At 45.5% G+C, this 19,516-nt stretch carries 15 protein-coding genes; 12 read left to right on the forward strand and 3 right to left on the reverse strand.

Annotated elements, in window-relative coordinates; genetic code table 11:
* Nucleotides 1-70: 70 nt before the first annotated feature.
* Nucleotides 71-961: a cidABC operon transcriptional activator CidR gene (gene cidR / locus ACFQV5_RS07155; RefSeq protein ID WP_379245093.1), complete on the reverse strand. Its 891-nt coding sequence runs from the start codon at nt 959-961 to the stop codon at nt 71-73.
* Nucleotides 962-1,085: 124 nt separating this feature from the next.
* Between cidR and ACFQV5_RS07160 the strand changes: the two genes are divergently transcribed.
* From ACFQV5_RS07160 to ACFQV5_RS07170, 3 genes are all read left to right on the forward strand, one after another.
* Complete coding sequence (locus tag ACFQV5_RS07160) at nt 1,086-1,457, forward strand: CidA/LrgA family holin-like protein (RefSeq protein ID WP_379245095.1); 372 nt, start codon at nt 1,086-1,088, stop codon at nt 1,455-1,457.
* Entirely contained in the window at nt 1,454-2,143 is a 690-nt protein-coding gene (locus ACFQV5_RS07165) for a CidB/LrgB family autolysis modulator (protein ID WP_379245097.1), read from the forward strand. Before ACFQV5_RS07160 ends, ACFQV5_RS07165 begins: the two co-directional genes overlap by 4 nt.
* Nucleotides 2,144-2,365: 222 nt before the next feature.
* Nucleotides 2,366-4,228 (forward strand): LTA synthase family protein, encoded by a 1,863-nt coding sequence (locus ACFQV5_RS07170; protein WP_379245099.1) that lies wholly within the window; start codon nt 2,366-2,368, stop codon nt 4,226-4,228.
* Nucleotides 4,229-4,786: 558 nt separating this feature from the next.
* Here the strand turns inward: ACFQV5_RS07170 and ACFQV5_RS07175 are convergent.
* Nucleotides 4,787-5,698, reverse strand: coding sequence for a serine hydrolase domain-containing protein (locus ACFQV5_RS07175; protein WP_379245101.1), 912 nt, complete (start codon nt 5,696-5,698; stop codon nt 4,787-4,789).
* A 434-nt stretch (nt 5,699-6,132) separates the two neighbouring features.
* Here ACFQV5_RS07175 and ACFQV5_RS07180 point away from each other — a divergent pair, with 434 nt between their 5' ends.
* From ACFQV5_RS07180 to ACFQV5_RS07195, 4 genes are read left to right on the forward strand one after another with little or no spacing between them, the layout of a single operon-like run.
* Nucleotides 6,133-6,858, forward strand: coding sequence for an alpha/beta hydrolase (locus ACFQV5_RS07180; protein ID WP_379245103.1), 726 nt, complete (start codon nt 6,133-6,135; stop codon nt 6,856-6,858).
* An 11-nt stretch (nt 6,859-6,869) separates the two neighbouring features.
* Nucleotides 6,870-7,829, forward strand: coding sequence for an ABC transporter permease (locus ACFQV5_RS07185; protein WP_379245105.1), 960 nt, complete (start codon nt 6,870-6,872; stop codon nt 7,827-7,829).
* Nucleotides 7,830-7,846: 17 nt separating this feature from the next.
* Nucleotides 7,847-8,761, forward strand: coding sequence for a carbohydrate ABC transporter permease (locus tag ACFQV5_RS07190; RefSeq protein ID WP_379245107.1), 915 nt, complete (start codon nt 7,847-7,849; stop codon nt 8,759-8,761).
* Nucleotides 8,762-8,811: 50 nt separating this feature from the next.
* Nucleotides 8,812-10,410, forward strand: coding sequence for an extracellular solute-binding protein (locus ACFQV5_RS07195; RefSeq protein ID WP_379245109.1), 1,599 nt, complete (start codon nt 8,812-8,814; stop codon nt 10,408-10,410).
* Between the two features lie 6 nt (nt 10,411-10,416).
* On the opposite strand, the gene ACFQV5_RS07200 is transcribed toward ACFQV5_RS07195, so the two are convergent.
* The gene (locus ACFQV5_RS07200; RefSeq protein WP_379245111.1) at nt 10,417-10,557 is read right to left on the reverse strand and encodes a hypothetical protein; all 141 of its coding nucleotides are present in this window, start codon (nt 10,555-10,557) and stop codon (nt 10,417-10,419) included.
* A gap of 141 nt (nt 10,558-10,698) precedes the next feature.
* On the opposite strand from ACFQV5_RS07200, the gene ACFQV5_RS07205 reads away from it, so the two are divergent.
* The 5 genes from ACFQV5_RS07205 (at nt 10,699) to ACFQV5_RS07225 (ending at nt 19,466) form a co-directional block, all read left to right on the forward strand.
* Nucleotides 10,699-12,858 carry a glycoside hydrolase family 3 N-terminal domain-containing protein gene (locus tag ACFQV5_RS07205; RefSeq protein WP_379245113.1) on the forward strand — a complete coding sequence of 720 codons (2,160 nt, stop codon included), beginning with the start codon at nt 10,699-10,701 and terminating at the stop codon, nt 12,856-12,858.
* A 113-nt stretch (nt 12,859-12,971) separates the two neighbouring features.
* Nucleotides 12,972-16,322 (forward strand): GH36-type glycosyl hydrolase domain-containing protein, encoded by a 3,351-nt coding sequence (locus ACFQV5_RS07210; RefSeq protein WP_379245115.1) that lies wholly within the window; start codon nt 12,972-12,974, stop codon nt 16,320-16,322.
* A gap of 109 nt (nt 16,323-16,431) precedes the next feature.
* The gene (locus ACFQV5_RS07215) at nt 16,432-17,391 is read left to right on the forward strand and encodes a LacI family DNA-binding transcriptional regulator (protein WP_379245117.1); all 960 of its coding nucleotides are present in this window, start codon (nt 16,432-16,434) and stop codon (nt 17,389-17,391) included.
* A gap of 354 nt (nt 17,392-17,745) precedes the next feature.
* Nucleotides 17,746-18,072, forward strand: a complete 327-nt coding sequence (locus ACFQV5_RS07220; protein ID WP_379245119.1) for a hypothetical protein — start codon at nt 17,746-17,748, stop codon at nt 18,070-18,072.
* Between the two features lie 47 nt (nt 18,073-18,119).
* Nucleotides 18,120-19,466: a hemolysin family protein gene (locus ACFQV5_RS07225; RefSeq protein ID WP_379245121.1), complete on the forward strand. Its 1,347-nt coding sequence runs from the start codon at nt 18,120-18,122 to the stop codon at nt 19,464-19,466.
* Nucleotides 19,467-19,516: the final 50 nt, after the last annotated feature.

The following is a 19,516-nucleotide window of genomic DNA, read 5'->3' on the forward strand; positions in this document are numbered from 1 at the left end:
GACCGATGGCCCCATATACAAAAGCCTTCCAGCCGATTCTAGGCGGAAGGCTTTTTGTGTTATAGCGCCCCTATCTATGCTCCCCAAGCAAGGAACGTGTAAATGCTATCCATTCTCTAGCAGCAAAGGATAAATAGCGATCCTTACGCCAAATCATCCCGAGCTGCCACGGAATGGACGGATTATCAAGCGGAAGGATCGTTACTCGCGAGGCATCGATCTCTCTGCATATGGTCTCCGGTAGAAGAGCGATACCCAGATTGGCCGCAACCATTCCGCTGATCAAATCCCACTGCGAGCTCTCGTATACGACATGAGGTTCAAACCCGGCGCTAATGCATTCCCGAATAATACGATCGTGCAGCGTAAAGTCTTCACGAAACAACACAAAGGATTCCTCAGACAATTCCATGAGTGAAACCGATTCTCGTCCGGCAAGCCGATGGGAGGGATGAAGCAGCAGTCTTAAATTCTCTTCCACGAATGAATAATAATGAAATACTTCGTCGTTTACAGGCAATACAGCCACACCAATGTCAGTCTGTCCGCTCTCTACATCTGCCTCTACTTTCTTCGCTCCATCCTCGAACAACTGGATCGTAATCTGTGGATATTTACGATGGAACTGTCCGATTACTTCCGGAAAAAAACTCGATCCGATCATGGGAGGAAGTCCGATTCTTAGATGCCCCCGCTTCAAGTTCATCAAATCCTCCAACTCATCCGACACCCGCTGAAAAGACTCAACCATTTGCTGGGCCTGTTGATACATAATTCTGCCCGCATCTGTCAGTTCTGTTCGCTTACCCTGGCGATGGAAGAGCGATACGCCCCACTCATCCTCCATATTCTTGATTGTCTTGCTAATTGTCGGCTGGGTAATGTACAACGAATCGGCAGCCTTCGTAAAGCTTCGAAGTCTTGCTACCTCCAAAAAATACTGCAAATGCCGAATGTCCACGTATCGTGGCCTCCTTGAAAATCCAACTATAGCTTTTTGGAATGATGTTGATTCTATATATGCATTTTACCTATGAAAGTAATTGTTGTAAAATTTTCATTGTTAATGAAAGGAGAGACCGGTCATGAAACAATTGATAAAGGGAAGTCTCCAGGTGGCCGGTTTCATGCTGATATCTAAACTGATGGATCTTTTAGCCGAACTGCTTCACTTGAGCATACCCGGAAGCATCTTAGGCATTGTACTCGTATTTATCTTGCTTGAAACCAAAATACTGCGTCTGGAATGGGTAGAGCTCGGAGCGAATTGGCTTCTAGCTGAACTTTTGCTATTCTTCATTCCCGCTGCTGTCGGCGTTATGAAATACTTTCCGATATTCGAAAGCGACGGAATTCAAATACTTGTTGTTGTATTATTTAGTACCATCACCGTGATGGTCAGCTCAGGACTGATGGCCACGCTTATATCCAAACGAAAGGAGCGGAAGACCTCATGACATTATCCTGGCTTGCATTGTTTGGCCTCCCTCTCACAGCTTTGATCTATTGGGCTGCCAAAAAACTGTATCAACGAAAATCTAAAGTCTATCTGTCACCGCTCCTGATTACTCCCGCCGTCATTATTATCATTCTGACACAGACCGGAGTATCGTATGAGGCCTATAACGAGGGAGCCAGCTGGTTAAGTGATCTGTTGCAACCCGCAACCGTCGCTTTTGCTATACCTCTGTACAAAAATTTTCAAACACTAAAAAAACACGCTGCTGAAATCATGGTCAGCGTCGTATCCGGATCGATTATGGCAATTATCTCGTCCGCCTTTCTTGCGAAATGGCTTCACTTAAGCAGTTCACTTACAACGAGTCTTGTTCCAAGATCGATCACGACCCCGATCGCTATGAACGTATCTCAAGTCATTGGCGGCGTGCCCAACATAACGGCGGTATTCGTCATTATGACAGGAATACTCGGCTCGATGATCGGTCCTCTCGTCATGAAAGTGTTTAGGATCAAGGGTGATATCGCCCGCGGTATTCTGTTTGGAACGAGCGCCCATGGTACCGGAACCTCTAAAGCGTTCGAATTCAGTTCTCTTTCAGGTACCATTTCAAGTATCTCGATGATCGTCGCAGCACTTTTCACACTATGTGCAGCGCCGATTCTAATGTCCTTTATTTTCTAATAACAGGGTTTCCTCCACCGGCTATTCATTTAGTCGGTTCTTTTTTTGTTATAATCTCCTTGTTAGATGAATTATTCGGTCGATATCCCGTCTCTTTGACAACTATAGCCCGTTGGATGCATAATTACTTTGTTCATCCTTTTTGTAAAAAATAAATTAAATACAGAACGCAGGGCTGTGCTCCATTATCCACCCTAGCGACTTGAAAGGAAGGCGGTACCGGTGTTTGCAGCAAACCGGTTTCGATTAACCATTACGAAACCCTTTATTTTTTTCTCCGTCATTTTGTTGCTCAAAAGCTACCTTGCTTGGATGGTTATCTTCGATGATGTGATGCCTTGGCGTCCGCTTATTACCGAAATACCCTTCATTTGGCTCGTATTCAGCTTGATTGAATGGTTCGCCTCCAAACGAAAAATGGCGCTTTATATGACCGTTAACTTACTGCTTACCGCAATTTTTTTCGCAGCTATTATGTACTATAAATATTACGGTGTTATGGTTAACTATCATGCACTGGAACAAGTTAATCAGGTCACCGCCGTCAGCAACAGCGTCTTTTCACTTATGGACCCTTACTATCTGTTAATCTTTATGGATATTATTATCCTATTCGTGCTGCTATGGAGAAGCGACCGGATCAAGACCTGGAAGCAGAAACATTCCAAAAAAGAAAAACGTGCTCTCGTATCCAGTATTTTCGTCATTTCATTCATGCTCTGTCTAATTCAGATTCTGCCTAACCGGACGATTATGAACGAAATTGTGAGGGCGCAGGAAATGGGCATTCTTAATTACGAAGCCTATACCATCTTCCAAAAGGAAGATACGGAGCTTACAGATGCAAAATCCATTAATCAGGAAGAAATCAATAAATTAAAAGGTATTACCCCTGTAGCTTCTCCTGCATATCAGGGTGTTGCCAAAGGAAAGAATGTCATCCTCATTCAGATGGAATCATTCCAGCAATTCTTGATCGATTTGAAGCTGGATGGACAAGAAGTTACACCGGTGTTAAATAAACTGGTCCATGAAAGCCTGTATTTCCCGAACTTCTTTCAAAATGTCGGACAGGGAAATACATCAGATGCTGAATTTGTTGTAAATACCTCCTTCTACGTCCCGCCACGCGGAGCAGCTACACAGCACTATGCAGATAAACAGCTGCCAAGCTTGTCTAAGCTCTTGAAGAAGGATGGTTATGAATCCGCCACGTTCCACACCAATGTCGTAGAGTTTTGGAACCGCGGAGAACTCTATAAAGGGCTTGGTTTCGATCACTATTACGATAAGTCCTTTTTCGGGGAAACAGATAAAGTGTTTTTTGGCGCTTCCGATGAGGTGCTGTACAAGAAAACAGCTGAACAACTGAAGAAGATGAACGAATCGGGCAACCCGTTTTATGCCCATGTGCTCTCCATGACTGCTCATCATCCATATACAATTCCGGAGTCCAAGTACAAGATGACATTACCGGAACGGTATGAAGGAACCTTTGTAGGCGACTATATAAGATCCCAGAACTATGCCGACTATGCACTTGGCCAATTCATCGATCAGTTGAAGAAAGATGGAATCTGGGAGAACAGTCTCGTTCTCATATATGGAGACCATCAAGGTCTGCCGATTTACTCGCTAGACAATGATGATAAAGAGCTCATGCAAGAAATATACGGACGTGAATATACGTCTGCTGACATGATCAATGTCCCTCTTATCATTCATGGTGAAAATTACATCGAGCCGGATGTTATGGAGCAAATCGGAGGACAGGTGGATATTTTACCTACCATCGCTAACCTGACTGGCGTATCCATGAGCGATCAGCTGCATTTTGGACAGGATTTGTTGAATCAAAAAGACAAGAACTTGCTTCCTGAACGATACTATCTTCCTTCGGGTTCATTCATCAACAATACAACCTTGTTCGTCCCGGGGAACGATTTTGAGGACGGTACAAGTCAACCATTGCCGGGCAAAACAGAGGCACAAACAGAAGCCTCCAGAGATGAATTCGACCGGGCACTGGAACTGCTTCATTTATCCGACAGCTACTTACAACAGTTACCTAAACATTCGGAATAAAATTAAAAGGAACTGTCCCAAAAGATCATTAGATCTTGCAGGGCAGTTCTTCTTTACGTAGTAAGACGCTACGGGTACGAATCATTCCTCCCATCGCTGTTGTGCTCTAATTTCCTGACTTAGTATTAGTTAATTGTAGAAATTAGATCACAAAGGTTACTCTTCCGATGTGAGCTTTTCTTTGAAAAGCTTTTAGGCGATCGCTGCCGCTTGTCCGGAAACGCTTCGTCCCCTTCGCTGCTTTGTGCTTATCCATCAAAATAACAGACACCAGAAAGAAACCGCCCTTCAAAAAGGGCGAGAACAGGAACTCATGTAAATTCTTCCTTTAGACTTTATGATAAAAATATATGTAAGAGCTGCCCCTCGGTAGAAAAAATCTACTTATAGGGACAGCTCCTTTTCTTATCTAGCTCGTGTGAAATCCACACTGCTATTATTCCTTTACGACACCAATCGATTTCCGCTTGTGAAACACTCCTGAAACATGATGAAAATGATCAGCATAGGTATGGCCGCAACGCATACAAAAAGGCACCTCAAGGGACTAATCATCCTTTATAATTGCGGATAAATCTCGGCCCAGACTGCATCCATAATATCCTGCATTCGACCTTCGTTACTATTCACCGCAATCACCGCATCCCGTTCTGGGATTACGATGCAGAGCTGCCCCATTGCACCATCCGCACGGTAAGCATTATGGGTGCACATCCAGAACTGACATCCATAACCCTGTTCCCAATCCGCGCTGCCGCTTGAATCAATTTGTTTGCTAGTCACAAATTCAATCCATGATGAAGGGACAAGCTGCTGTCCATCCCACTGTCCTTTCTGCAGCAGAAATTGACCAAAACGACTTAGTTCCTCATTGCTGATGGATAAGCCAGCGCAGCCAAGCGTCACTCCCAGAGGAGACGTTTCCCAGGTAACGTCCTTTATGCCGAGTGGATCAAACAGTCGCGGTGTCAGATAATCCTTTACGGTTTGTCCCGTAGCGGCCTGAAGCATCGCCGAGATCATAAATGTATCCCCGCTGCTGTATGTAAATACCTCGCCCGGCTTACGGTCAAGCGGAAGTGACATATAGTACTTCGCCCAATCTTTTTCCTCTAGAGAGGCTCTTTCATCTGCCCATAATGGCGGGGAATCATGTCCGGTTGACATGCGAAGCAAATTATATAACGTAATATTTCTGGGATGAAACTCCCCCTCTTGGCTCCTCTGACTTGATGCTTCACCAGGGAAGAATTGTCCGAGCCTGCTATCGAGCGTCAACTTCCCTTCCTCGATTGCCAATCCAACAGCCATGCATGTAAAAGATTTACTAACGGAATGCTGCAGACGCCGCTGATCTCCAGCTGCATCCCACGCCCCCCATAACCTCCCGTTCTGACGCACACGAACCGAGACAACACCTAATCCGAAATGAGTAATTCGTTTAACAAAACCATCTAATGACGGAGTCATGGATTGTTCCTTCTTTCCGTTAATAATTAAAAATAGAATAACATGTTTCAAACCTAATAGAAACGTTTCAATACATTATATAAGAAATTCGTACCAAACCACTCCTAATGTCGACACCCCTCATATTAAACTGAAAACGGTTACTGCTGGAAACATTAACATTAAAGTGGAAAAATAAAGGATTAAATGCTGTAAAAACGACATATTCGGACATTCCCCTCCATTATTTTGAAAAAGATTATTGACATCTGATGTGAGGTGGATTTATGATGTTATCGAAACGATTCGATAAATCGCTTTCATGAATTTAACGCTACTGATTTGACAAGCTTCATCATAGCAAACTGCTTCAAAGTATTCTCAAACCATCACGCATTGAAAGGGGTTACACGTTGGCACATATCACGATAGAAACGGGATCGCCTACCCTATGCATGACAACCAATATCCATGTCGTCTCTCCGGTTGACACCGGACGGCAACCGGGAAGCACACTCTACTTGCTTCACGGGGCTGGTGATAATGCGAGCACCTGGCAACGGCTGACCACCATTGAACAGTATGCACAACAATATAATTGCACGGTCATTATGCCAGAGGCGAATCGAAGCTACTACACAGACATGACTTATGGATTGAACTACTTCTACTACATTACCCAGGAATTGCCCGAACTTTGCAGTCGGCTGTTCAAATTAAATACGGATCCTAACCAGACATACGTCGCAGGGCTATCTATGGGTGGTTATGGTGCACTGAAATGTGCGCTAACCTATCCGGATCGCTACGCCAAGGTTGTTTCTTTATCCGGAGTAACAGATATCAGACAACGGCTTCATGCTATGGACATGCCTCAGGGGATGGTGAAAGAAATGCAAGCTGTATTCGGCCCCGAACTGCAAGTTCAACCGGATCAGGACATTTATGCTTTAGCAGCACAGCGGCTGGAACATTCCAGTAAGCTGCCGCCTGTACTCTGCTGTTGCGGTACCGAAGACCCCTTCATCAAGATGAACCGGGAATTTGCGGCATATATGCAAGAAACCAAATTCGACTTCCGCTATGTAGAGGGACCAGGAACACATGACTGGCGCTTCTGGGAGGAGCATTTGAGCACAACATTTGATTTTCTTTTTAATGACAAGAACCAAGAAGAGTGAGGAGATGCCACTTGAAATCTGTTGCCTTAGGGCCTGACAAAAAAGTAATGAAGCGCTCAAAGTTCAAAACGCTGCTATCTGAAATCAAGAAACACCGAATGATTTACACCCTGTTAATCCCTGGAGTCGTATGGCTGTTCTTGTTCGCTTACATGCCGATGGGAGGACTCTCCCTTGCATTTAAGCATTACAAGGCCAACCTGGGAATTTGGGGAAGCCCATGGGTCGGCTTCGAGAACTTTAAATATGTGTTCCGTGATCCAACTTTCATCGAATCTGTATGGCGAACGCTGTACATCAATATCATCAAACTTGCCATCACTTTCCCAGCTCCAATCCTACTGGCGCTCATGCTGAATGAACTACGGATGAGCAAGATGAAAAAAGCATTTCAGACCGTGCTTACATTCCCGCATTTCCTATCCTGGATTATTGTAGCCGGTATTGTTATTAATGTTCTGTCTTACGACGGTCTGGTGAACAGCACCCTTGCCCTGCTTGGACTGCCAACGATTAACTTCCTGGGCTCGGAGAAATCCTTCATCCCGATGCTCCTCATGACAGATATATGGAAATCCACGGGATGGGGCGCTATTGTCTACCTGGCTGCAATATCCGGTATCGATCAGGATCAGTACGAATCGTCCCAGATTGATGGCGCCACAAGATTACAACAAATGTTCCGTATTACACTGCCAAACATTCTTCCGACCGTAACCATCATGTTCATTCTGTCGGTTGGCGGACTGATGTCCTCCGGTTTTGACCAGATATTCAACTTGGCCAATGCTGCAACCAAGAATGTGTCGGAAGTGCTAGACGTTTATATCTACCGAATTACTTTCCAATCGTCAACTGACTTCTCATTCTCCACCGCAGTCAGCTTGTTCCGATCACTTGTCAATATGGCGCTGCTGCTATCCGCTGACAGAATCGCCAAGAAAATTGGCGGAGACGGATTATTCCGCTAAGAAAGGAGGGAAAAAAGATGAGTTCAATCGCTTCAACATCCAAGAAACGCAAAACACATAAACTCAAGAAAAGTATGACTCTGCTCGACTATTTCCTGTTTGCTGTGTTGCTCGTACTGGCCTTACTCATATTAATACCGTTCTGGAACGTCATTATGATCTCATTCGCAACACCTAAAGAGTATGCAGACAATCCGCTCTTGATGTTCCCTAAAAATCCTACGCTGGATAACTATAGAGCACTGTTTTCAGACGGAAGCATCCTAACAGGTTACTGGAATACTTTCAAGCTTCTCATTATTGGATTGCCGCTCAGCTTGTTTCTGACGATTACGATGGCTTATGCGCTGAGCAGAAACAAATTCCCTGGCAAGAAATTAATCTTCATGCTGGTACTGTTCACGATGATCTTTAACGGTGGTATCGTTCCGCTGTATCTCGTCATGAAATCCCTGCATCTGACCGGATCGCTCTGGTCCGTCATTCTGGCGGGAAGCTTCAGTGCTTTCAATATGATTCTGATGATGAACTACTTCCAGGGGCTGCCTGAGTCTCTAATGGAGTCAGCGCGTCTGGATGGTGCCGGAGAGTGGAAGATTCTGTTCTCTGTCGTGCTTCCGCTGGCTGCCCCAATTATTGCTACGATCACCCTGTTCTACGGGGTTGGCATCTGGAACAGCTGGTATGATGCGATGATTTTCCTGAGGAAGGCGGATCAGCTGCCGCTGCAGAACGTACTTCGAACCATTATTGTCGAGTCGCAGACCAACGCGTCTAACGCATCCAGTGTAGATTCCATAGGCAAGGCCAATTTCTCGACAGGCATGAAGATGGCGGCCGTATTCGTCACCATGGTGCCAATCATGTGTTTCTTCCCGATGCTGCAGAAGCATTTCGCCAAAGGGGTATTGACAGGTGCAATCAAGACCTGATTAATGCATAGATTTTATTTAAAAAATCTTATTATTCATGGGGGTAAAACATGAAAACGAACAAAAGGTTTTCCGCAAAGTCAATCCTGATGATGCTGCTGTGCCTGAGCATGGTTATGGTCACAGCCTGCTCAAGCAAAGAGTCTTCCGGCGGCAACGAGAAAGACGAGAGTGGCAATTACAAAGAAAAGCTGAAAATTTCAGTGGCCAGTACGGTTACCGTTAATGACGGCGACATGGATAATGAATTCCATAAGTTCTGGATGGACAAGTACAACATCGAATGGGACTACAACTTCGTTGAATGGGGTTCCTGGGGCGAGAAGCTTCGCCTGTGGATCAACTCCGGCGATTTGCCTGATGTAGCTGTATGGGACTATGTTCATGGCGACGCGATGAACTATATTGACCAAGGTCTCCTGTACAAGTTCCCAGATGATTGGAAGGAACGTTGGCCGAATGTGGCTGCAGCTTACAAGCTGACTGGACTTGGAGAGCAGCTGGAAGAACTGACAGGCGGCACTTACGTTTTACCAAGACCCGTCTATTACGAGAACAAGCCTGCTGATCCGCTCACCAACCAAATTGGTGTTATCGCAATCCGCAAAGACTGGGCTGAAGCTGTAAATTTTGAAATTAAAGATGTTTATACAACAAGCGAACTTATGGAATACGCTCGTCTGGTTAAAGAGAAAGATCCAGGCAAAGTTGGTTCCAAGCTCGTACCAATCTCTTATGACGCCGGCTCTGTTCTGACTAATATCATGATGCCAAACAGCGAACACTCCCGTGTGGAATCCGCCTTCTACAAAGGTGAAGATGGTCAGTACCACTGGGGACCTGCTGATCAAGAGACACTGACTGGACTTAAATTGATGCAGCAAGCATACAAAGAAGGTCTTCTGAACCCTGAGTTTTACACTTGGAAGAACAGCGAAGGCAGCAACAACTTCCGTATCAACGGAACTGCAGCTGTAATGAGCCTTGGCGGTCTGGCTTCCTACCGTCAGGACGTCGATAAGGACATGAAGAATAACCTGAACCTCGACAGTAAAGAAGTCGTTCACACAGCAATCGTTCTTGGTGACGACGGTAAATACCGCAACCTGGAGCAAGTGAACTTCTGGTCTTCTCTCATCTTCTCCCCTAACATCAGCGATGAGAAGTTTGAGCGCATCATGGATATGCTCGATTACACGACAACTAAAGAAGGACAAATGCTGCTGAACATGGGCTTTGAAGGAACAGACTGGAAATACGGTGACAATGGCGAATTGATCAATCTGCTTCCTGAAGGAACTACAGTTGGCACGAAATATCCAGGACGTTTCGAAGGCCTTTACCTGCTTGGCGATGACTTCAGCATGATTAACCCGGCTATCGATCAAGAATTCCGCGACACTGCAGTTAAGCATTATCAAAACAAAGCTAAACTGGGCAAAGAAGGCGGAAAATTAGCAACTTATGACTGGGATGAAAAGTTGTACGACTCCAAAGCCAAGAGCCAAGCTACTTTCGCCTACGAAAGTGAATATGTCAACCTGATTCTTCAAGACGGAGATCTTGAAGCGAACTGGAAGAAATGGGTTGAAAGCAAGCAATCTCTTGTACAACCTGTATTGGACGAGCTTAACAGCTTAAAGAAATAAGATGATTTACAGCTCCAAATGATCCTTGAATAAATCATCAAACAGCTTCCTAATAGAGTTGGCCTGAGGCATTCGCCAGCGGTACAAGTCATTGAACCCGGTGTGCAGGATTCTAGATGCATCCGGGTTCTTCACTTCTATTCGCACTCATTCTTCTGAATGAGGAGTTTGTACAAACGTCGCTTTTCCATCTTTGTACAAGCTCCTGAGAAAGGAGAAGGATATATACGCTTGTTCCATCTTCAACCAACTATTCTCTGGTACAGAAAAAAGTGGAGGTAATTATACATGGACCAGAAACAAATGACTGACCTTATACAACAGATGACACTGGAGGAAAAAATAGCGCAGTTGCTTCAGCTTACTGCAAATCTTCATGAAGGCACTGACGATCAGAGTCAAATCACAGGACCGATGGAGGAAATGGGGATTACAGAAGAGATGGTCCGTGCCAGCGGATCCGTTCTAGGTCTATCCGGGGCCTCCTCCGTTATAGCATTGCAGCAAGAATATATGAAAAAAAGCCGTCTTGGCATCCCCCTTCTATTCATGGCGGATGTCGTTCACGGATTTAAAACGATCTTTCCGATTCCGCTCGCAATTGGCTGCTCCTGGGATCTTAGACTGGCTGAGAAAAGCGCAGAAATCGCTGCTCGTGAATCCTCCGTATCGGGTATACACGTCACCTTCGCACCCATGGTGGATCTAGTACGTGACCCTCGCTGGGGGCGCGTTATGGAAACGACAGGTGAAGACCCTTACCTAAATAGCTTGTTTGCTCGGGCATTTGTCCGCGGTTACCAAGGAAGCAATCTTCAAGAGGATAAAGAACGCCTTGCTGCTTGTGTAAAGCACTTTGCTGCTTATGGTGCTGCAGAAGGCGGACGCGATTACAATACCGTCGATATGTCAGAGCGACAACTTCGCGAATATTACCTGCCAGCCTATAAAGCCGCATTGGATGAAGGCTGCGAAATGATTATGGCCTCCTTCAATACCGTTGATGGAATTCCGGCTTCCGGTAATGAAAAGCTTATGCGCGGCATTTTACGTGATGAATGGGGTTTTGACGGTGTGCTTATTTCTGACTGGGCCTCCATTCGGGAGATGATCGCTCACGGTGCGGCTGAAGATGACTGCGACGCTGCTTACCGTGCCATTCGGGCAGGCGTTGATATCGAGATGATGACACCTTGCTATGTTCAGCACCTGCCGCAGCTAATTAAGAGCGGGCGTGTCAGCGAAGCATGGATTGACGAAGCTGTCCTTCGTATTCTGCAGTTAAAAAACAAGTTGGGCTTGTTCGAGAATCCACTTCGGGGTGCAGACCCAGAAGCGGAGAGCGAGGTGCTTTTCAGCGCCGAACACCGTCAGGCTGCATACGACCTGGCTGTAAAATCCAGCATACTGCTTAAGAACAATGATGTGCTTCCGCTGAAGCCCGAATCAAACGTAGCATTAATCGGTCCATTCGCAGGCCAAGAAGACATTCTTGGATGGTGGTCTTGTGTCGGCGTCAAGGAAGATGCTGTACAGCTTGGAGCCGCACTTCAGGAGCGATTAAACCATAAGCTTACAATCGCTGAAGGCTGCGGAATCGACACCATGACACCGCAGCAACTTGCTCAAGCCATGGACACGGCTCGCAGTGCGGATGTCATTGTTCTCGCCCTCGGTGAATCAGCTGCCATGAGCGGAGAAGGCGGTTCCCGAACCGACATCAAGCTGCCTAAAGCTCAGCTTGAACTTGTGAAAGAACTGAAGAAACTTGGCAAGCCGATGGCTGCCGTACTCTTTAACGGTCGCCCTCTAGATTTACATGGTGTACTGGGTGAAGCGGATGCCGTTCTGGAAGCTTGGTTCCCGGGCAGTGAAGGCGGTGCAGCCATTGCAGATCTTCTCGTAGGCAAAGCCAATCCTTCCGGTAGACTTACGATGTCATTCCCGCAAACTGTGGGTCAAGTTCCGGTCTACTACAACGGCTTTAATACAGGAAGACCGATGGACCCTTCCAAGACAGGAGAACGTTATGTATCTAAATATATAGACAGTCCTAACGAACCCCTGCTGCCCTTCGGCTTCGGCCTCTCCTATTCAACATTCGAATACGGGCAGTTGTCCATCTCAAGTCATGAAATGTCAGCGGAGAAACCACTTGAGGTTAGCATTAGTGTCACCAATACGAGCGCTAGAGCAGGAATCGAAACCGTTCAGCTGTATATCCGCGATGTATGCGGTGAGGTCGTTCGCCCGCTTCGCGAGCTTAAAGGCTTCGAGCAGATTGAGCTTGAGCCAGGTGAGAGCAAGACAGTCAAGTTTACGATCACAGAGGAGCTGCTGCGTTATCACCACAGCGACCTCAGCTTCACAAGTGATCCCGGAAGCTTCCACATATTCGTGGGTCCGAACAGCCGGGATACACTTCAAGCCTCATTTACATTGATATAACCTGATTTAGCATAATCCGAATTGTAGAAAAAGATAAATTCATCAAAGCTTCCTTGGCAATAGCTGATTTATATAAAACGGTTATTGCCGGGATAGGAGGAGTGAGAAACCCCATGACAAAGAACACAAATGAAAAAATAAATATTCAGGCGGGCGACCTCCGCTTTACTTTTTGGCAAAGCGGCGATTTGTTTCAAGCTGTGAGCGGCAACACAATGATTAATCAGTTAATTTCGAACCCGCTAGATGGTTCTTTGAACAATCTTTATCTACGGATTCACCATGATTCAGGCATCCGTTATTATCCGATGATTGGCATTCAGTCTGACAGCAAGGTAAGTGCCTTAGACGGTATCATCATGTGGGAAGGATCTGCCGAGAGCATCAGTTACACGGTTACATTCACCGCGAATCCCGACGGCATCTGGTTCTGGGATGTAAAGACCCGAGGTGAAGGAGCCTTAATTGATATTATTTACGGCCAAGATATCGGCATTGCAGATATTGGTGCTGTCCGCAGTAATGAGTCCTATCTTTCTCAATATATTGATCACAGGGTGTTCCGAGATGAGAAGCTCGGTTATGTGGTATGCTCTCGTCAGAACCAGCCACAAGGAGGAAACTTCCCTTACCTACAACAAGGTGCGATCACAGGTACTACGGGTTTTGCTACCGATGGATTCCAGTTCTTTGGATTGTCATATAAAGCTACAAATACACCGGAATGCTTAAGCGAAGAACACCTTCCTTCTGAAGTATACCAATATGAGTTTGCTTACACAGGCCTCCAATCCGAACGGGTAGAATTAAACGGCGAAGCACGATTTGTATTCTATGGTCTGTTTAAAAACGATCATCCTGTAGCTATTACTGAGCTTGAATATATAGAAGAGGTACAGAAGGCATGGCAGGCTTATGAGGACCATGCCCCGTCAAACCACCTGGAGGCCCTCCCTTCGATTCGTCTGAAATCGATCATTGGAAAACCACTTCAAACCCTAGATCTGTCTGAAGAAGAAATTAACGCTCGCTTCCCTGCAAACCGCAGACATCAGGAAGAGCATAAAGACGGCAGCTTACTCGCTTTCTTTACCGATACTTATGAACACATCGTCATGAAAGAAAAAGAGATGCTCGTTGAACGACCTCATGGACATATCCTGATGAACGGAAATAATGTAAAATTTGGAGCTAAAGTAATTGCAACAACTTCCTTCATGTATGGTATCTTTAATTCCCACCTGGTCGTCGGCAACACGAACATGAACAAGATGATGAGCAACGCCCGCAGCGCGCTCAATATTCCGAAGACAGCTGGACAACGTATATATGTAGAGAAAGATGGGACATATCATCTGCTCACGATGCCCTCGATGTTCGAAATCGGCTTCAACTATGTCCGGTGGTACTACAAAACCGAAGATGACATGCTGATCATCACGAACTTTACCCTACTAGATACACCTGAAGTGCGTCTCCACGTGCATTCAGAAAGCGGTAAAGCTTATAACTATATGGTAACCACTCAAGTGACCATGAACGTAAATGAATATGAGACGCCTGTACACATGACAGAGGAATCCGGTGTGTTAACATTCCATGCAGACACCAATCCAATGGCGGCTAATGCATATCCCGAGCTAAAATACCGTATGTGGGTAGAGGGTGCGAACGTTTCCGTAAGTGATGAAACGATGCTCGCGGACTGCGTAACCCCAGGCTCTGCCTCCCTTGTCACGTTGCAGCTAGAGAAGACAAGCGATTGGACACTCACACTACAGGGACTGCTCGAAGGCGAAGAAATCCCGAACAAGCCTGTACGCGCCGAAGATGAAATCGAGCGTTACCGCGAGTTTTACAGGGGGGTTATGAATGGATTTAACCTCTCGCACCCTGCCGGTGCAAACGAAGATCTGTTCAAGGTAAATGCACTGGCTTGGTGGTATACCCATAATATGTTCGTCCACTATTCCTCCCCACACGGTCTGGAGCAATATGGCGGCGCAGCTTGGGGAACACGGGATGTCTGCCAAGGACCTGTCGAATACTTCATGGCGACGCAAAAGTATGAACAGGTCAGAGATATTCTCACCATGGTATACACTCACCAGTACGAGGATGATGGAAACTGGCCGCAGTGGTTCATGTTTGACCAATATTTTGCTGTACAGCAAGAGGAAAGTCACGGCGACATTATTGTCTGGCCGCTGAAAGTGCTTAGTGACTACCTGATGGTGACGCAGGACTACAGCATTCTGGATGAAGAAGTTCCTTATACCTTAAAGCATACCTTCCAGTTAACGGAGACTAAAGCATCCATTCTGGAACATGCTAAAAAAGAAATCCAATATATAAATGAGCATTTCCTGCACGATACGTATCTATCCTCCTATGGTGATGGAGACTGGGATGACACGCTTCAACCGGCCAATGCACAGCTGAAGCAATTCATGGCGAGCAGCTGGACGGTGGCTCTTACCTATCAAACTATTCGCCAACTTTCTTCTGCGCTGCACTCCTATGACAAGGGGCTTGCGGAAGAACTACGTGAACTCGCTGGAAATATCGAGCAGGATTTCAAGCATTACATGCTGAACAATGATATAATCCCTGGATTCCTTTATTTGGAGGATCCAAATCAAGCGAAGCTCATGCTCCATCCTGAGGATCAGGAAACAGGCATCCAGTATCGATTGCTTCCGATGACACGCAGCATGATTGCGGAATTGCTCAGCCCTGAAGAGGCTAAGACTCATTATGACCTGATTCAGAACCTACTCCTCTTCCCGGACGGTGTGCGCCTAATGAACCGCCCAGCCTCGTATGAGGGCGGTGTCAGCAAGCATTTCAAACGTGCGGAGCAAGCCTCGAACTTCGGACGTGAGGTGGGACTGCAATATGTTCATGCTCACATTCGCTATATCGAAGCTATGGCGAAGCTTGGACATGCCGAAGATGTGTGGAAAGGGCTTGAAACGATTAATCCCGTCGGCATTCAAAAGGTTGTTCCCAATGCAGCCCTCCGTCAGAGCAATACCTATTTCAGCAGCTCCGACGGCAACTTTAAGACCCGTTATGATGCACAGGAGCATTTTGAAGACTTACGTACTGGAGACGTTCAGGTTAAGGGTGGTTGGAGGATTTATTCCAGCGGCCCGGGAATCTATATGAATCAGCTCATTTCCAGTTCACTGGGTATACGACAGGCACAGGGTGATCTCGTACTCGATCCTGTTATCCCTGTAAGCATGGATGGTCTTCAATTCGAATATGAATTTGCCAAAACCAAGGTGACTTTTGTCTACCACATTACGGGTTCACCTATCCACCGTGTCGTCATGAACGGTGCAGAGCTTGCGGCAGAGCGTATGACGAACCCTTACCGCGAAGGCGGACTACGAATTTCCAAACATAATTTCGAGCAGATGGCACAGGAACGAAATGTGATTGAGATTTTCATGTAATTAGCATGGCAATCTCTTCTCAATGGACATATACCACTACTAATCATTTCAACATAAGAATGCATCATAGAGATTTAGAATTGGTTTATGAGTGGAGGAGCGAACAATATTGGTAAGTATTAAGGATATCGCTAAAAAAGCAGGCGTGTCGATATCGACGGTTTCCTATGCACTGAATGGTAGCAGCAAAGTGACGGACGAAACAAGCTCTCGAATCTTGGCTATAGCTCAAGAGATGAATTACATCCCCAATGCGGCAGCGAGAACTTTAAAAAAGAGAGAGTCTAAAATCTTAGGTGTATTTCTAACCGATTTTAAAGGCGATGTTTACGGAGATCTTCTCGATGGCATGAAGGAAGTATCCAACGCTCAAGGATACGATCTGATCGTATGCAGCGGTAAACAGTCTCACCGAATGCTTCCGGAACGGATGATCGACGGCGCCGTCGTACTGGATCAGGCTTTTGCAAGCGAGGAATTGCTTGAATATGCAGACCGTAATCATAAAATCGTCGTATTGGACCGTGAACTTACGCATAAGAATATCAATCAGGTGCTACTGGATAACAAGGCCGGCGCAACGCTTGCAACAGAGTATTTAATTGATCGGGGACATAAGAAGATCTATATTGTTACCGGCCCTTCCGGCTCCTTTGACTCTATTCAACGGATGAAAGCTGTGAAACAAATTCAGGACCGGGTACCCGATATTGAGTGGATTGAGATTGAAGGGGATTTCAAAAAAAGCGGCGGTGAAAAAGCAGCCGATCAGATTCTAAAGGAATATACGGAGCCTGTAGCTGTCTTTTGCCTCAATGATGAAATGGCGATCGGACTGTTCAACCAATTGGCTGATACACACCTTGTGATCGGCGAACATGTTCATCTCATTGGCTTCGATAACATCGAGCTTGCACGTTATATGCAGCCTCGATTAGCAACAATCGACTACTCCAAGCGAAAATGGGGAGCGCTCGCCGCCGAGCAGCTAATCAAGCTGATTGCAGGTGAGACGGTTGAGAATGAACGCATCTACGTTACCCTGATAGAAGGAGATTCGGTCAGGTAAGATTTGGTCAGGTAAGATTACAGCAATGGCCCTTTAAAAGATGAACTCTTTTAAAGGGCCGTTTATTTAGAGAGTGAAGAGGTTGTCTCGCACAAATCACTTGAATTACGACCTGAATTCATACCAATCCGTAGAATTAACCCGGCTCTCAAGCTCTGCGTTTGACATTAGCACTTACTTTTTCTTATTATAGATAACATATACCTAAATTTGAATTGTGATTTTTCCTTAAATAAATATTTTCAAATCATTTAGTCAAACGGCAATCATTAGGTTTAATACTTGGTATTACCCATTATGTTTTATAGGAGTGAGAATCTCGAATTGGACCCCATACGAAGGATAAGCAGATTCATGTACTTAGCACTTGGATTGAGTGTTCTGGCCTCCGCCACATCCATTACAGGGGATGATCGGACCGATTCCGCTGTTCCATCACAGGAATTAGCACTCGCTAAGAGTTATCGCGCTGCACCCGTTCCCATCCCAACAGGTCCCGTACCAGAAAGGATGATGATTGCGGCACCGCGTAAAATGTATCTGATATCCAAACGCATGAACGAATTCAGTCTACAAACTGCTCACATTTTTCTGATTTTAAAGCACATGCTTCTTGAACCTTTAAAATTCAGGTCGAATTATGTAGATGGCCATGCATATTTGCGTCTTGCTTTGCAGTAAGCTATTGAAAAACAATTCGGACCAGAAAAGAAAAGGATGTGTTTTGATTGGATGGTAGTATAGGTCTAAATCTATTTTTAGTCGTATTACTGATTGCTTTTACCGCTTTTTTCGTTATGACAGAGTTTGCTATTGTAAAAATCCGTACAAGTCGAATTGATCAGCTCGTATTAGAAGGACGTAAAAATTCCCTAGCAGCCAAAAAAGTAGTCTCAAATCTGGACGGATACTTGTCCGCATGTCAGCTTGGTATTACGATTACGGCGCTTGGTCTAGGTTACTTAGGTGAAAGCACGTTCGAGGCTATATTCCATCCTATCTTCGATAAAATGGGATTACCTGTTGAATTGTCTGGAGCCATGTCATTTATTTTTGCGTTCCTTTTCATGACATATATCCACGTTGTAATCGGTGAACTTGCACCAAAAACGCTTGCTATTCAAAAAGCGGAAATGATTACGTTGATGACAGCTAAGCCGATTATCTGGTTCTACCGCGTGATGTACCCATTTATTTGGGTCCTGAACGGTTCAGCTAACGGCCTTGTCCGCATTTTCGGTCTTCATCCGGCAAGTGAGCACGAAGAAGCCCACTCCGAGGAAGAACTGCGCATGATTCTCAGCGACAGCTACGAGAGCGGAAAGATCAACCAGAGTGAATACGGTTATGTTAGCCGTATATTCGCCTTTGACGATTTGCTTGCAAAAGAGATTATGGTACCTCGTACCGATATGGTATGCCTTTATGTAGATAAGCCTCTTGCAACTAACTTGCAAATTATTAAAAGAGAACAATATACTCGTTTCCCTGTTGTCCGCGGCGATAAAGATCAGGTTGTCGGCATGGTGAACACGAAACAGTTCTTCCTTGAGTTCGATGATAACTCTAACATTGATCTTTCTAAGCTGATTCATCCAGCTATGACTGTATCTGAAGCGATTCCGATTAAGAAATTGCTCAAGAAAATGCAGCAGGAAGGAACACATATGGCGGTACTCATTGATGAGTACGGCGGTACTTCCGGTATGATTACGATCGAAGATATTTTGGAGGAAATCGTCGGTGAAATCCGCGACGAATTCGATGATGACGAAGAGCGCGATCTTCTTCAACCAGAACCTAACCGTCTTATTGTAAACGGAAAGGTTTCGATCAATCGTGTAAACGATCTGCTGCACTGCGATCTGAACACAGATGACCTCGATACAATCGGAGGATGGCTTTACGGTCATAATTCCGAGCTCGTTAAAGGGGACACTTGGATCTACAGAGATCTCCAGTTTACCGTTCTTGAGAAGAAGACACACCGCTACACCAAACTGGAAATTGTCAAAGACGCAACAGACGAGCAAGAAGCTGAAGCTAATGTTGCAGCGGCTGAAGAAAGAGAATAACCTTTCAATAAGAACCATTAGATGTCCTGCAGAGACCGATCTCTGCAGGA

Source organism: Paenibacillus sp. GCM10028914 (assembly GCF_042666275.1).
In the GTDB taxonomy this organism is placed as follows: Bacteria; Bacillota; Bacilli; order Paenibacillales; family Paenibacillaceae; genus Paenibacillus_AQ.

Coding starts and splice junctions, on each gene's coding strand:
- ACFQV5_RS07160 (WP_379245095.1), top strand. CDS start 1,086: ATGAAACAATTGATAAAGGGAAGTCTCCAGGTGGCCGGTTTCATGCTG.
- ACFQV5_RS07165 (WP_379245097.1), top strand. CDS start 1,454: ATGACATTATCCTGGCTTGCATTGTTTGGCCTCCCTCTCACAGCTTTG.
- ACFQV5_RS07175 (WP_379245101.1), bottom strand. CDS start 5,698: ATGACTCCGTCATTAGATGGTTTTGTTAAACGAATTACTCATTTCGGA.
- ACFQV5_RS07180 (WP_379245103.1), top strand. CDS start 6,133: ATGACAACCAATATCCATGTCGTCTCTCCGGTTGACACCGGACGGCAA.
- ACFQV5_RS07190 (WP_379245107.1), top strand. CDS start 7,847: ATGAGTTCAATCGCTTCAACATCCAAGAAACGCAAAACACATAAACTC.
- ACFQV5_RS07195 (WP_379245109.1), top strand. CDS start 8,812: ATGAAAACGAACAAAAGGTTTTCCGCAAAGTCAATCCTGATGATGCTG.
- ACFQV5_RS07205 (WP_379245113.1), top strand. CDS start 10,699: ATGGACCAGAAACAAATGACTGACCTTATACAACAGATGACACTGGAG.
- ACFQV5_RS07210 (WP_379245115.1), top strand. CDS start 12,972: ATGACAAAGAACACAAATGAAAAAATAAATATTCAGGCGGGCGACCTC.
- ACFQV5_RS07220 (WP_379245119.1), top strand. CDS start 17,746: ATGTACTTAGCACTTGGATTGAGTGTTCTGGCCTCCGCCACATCCATT.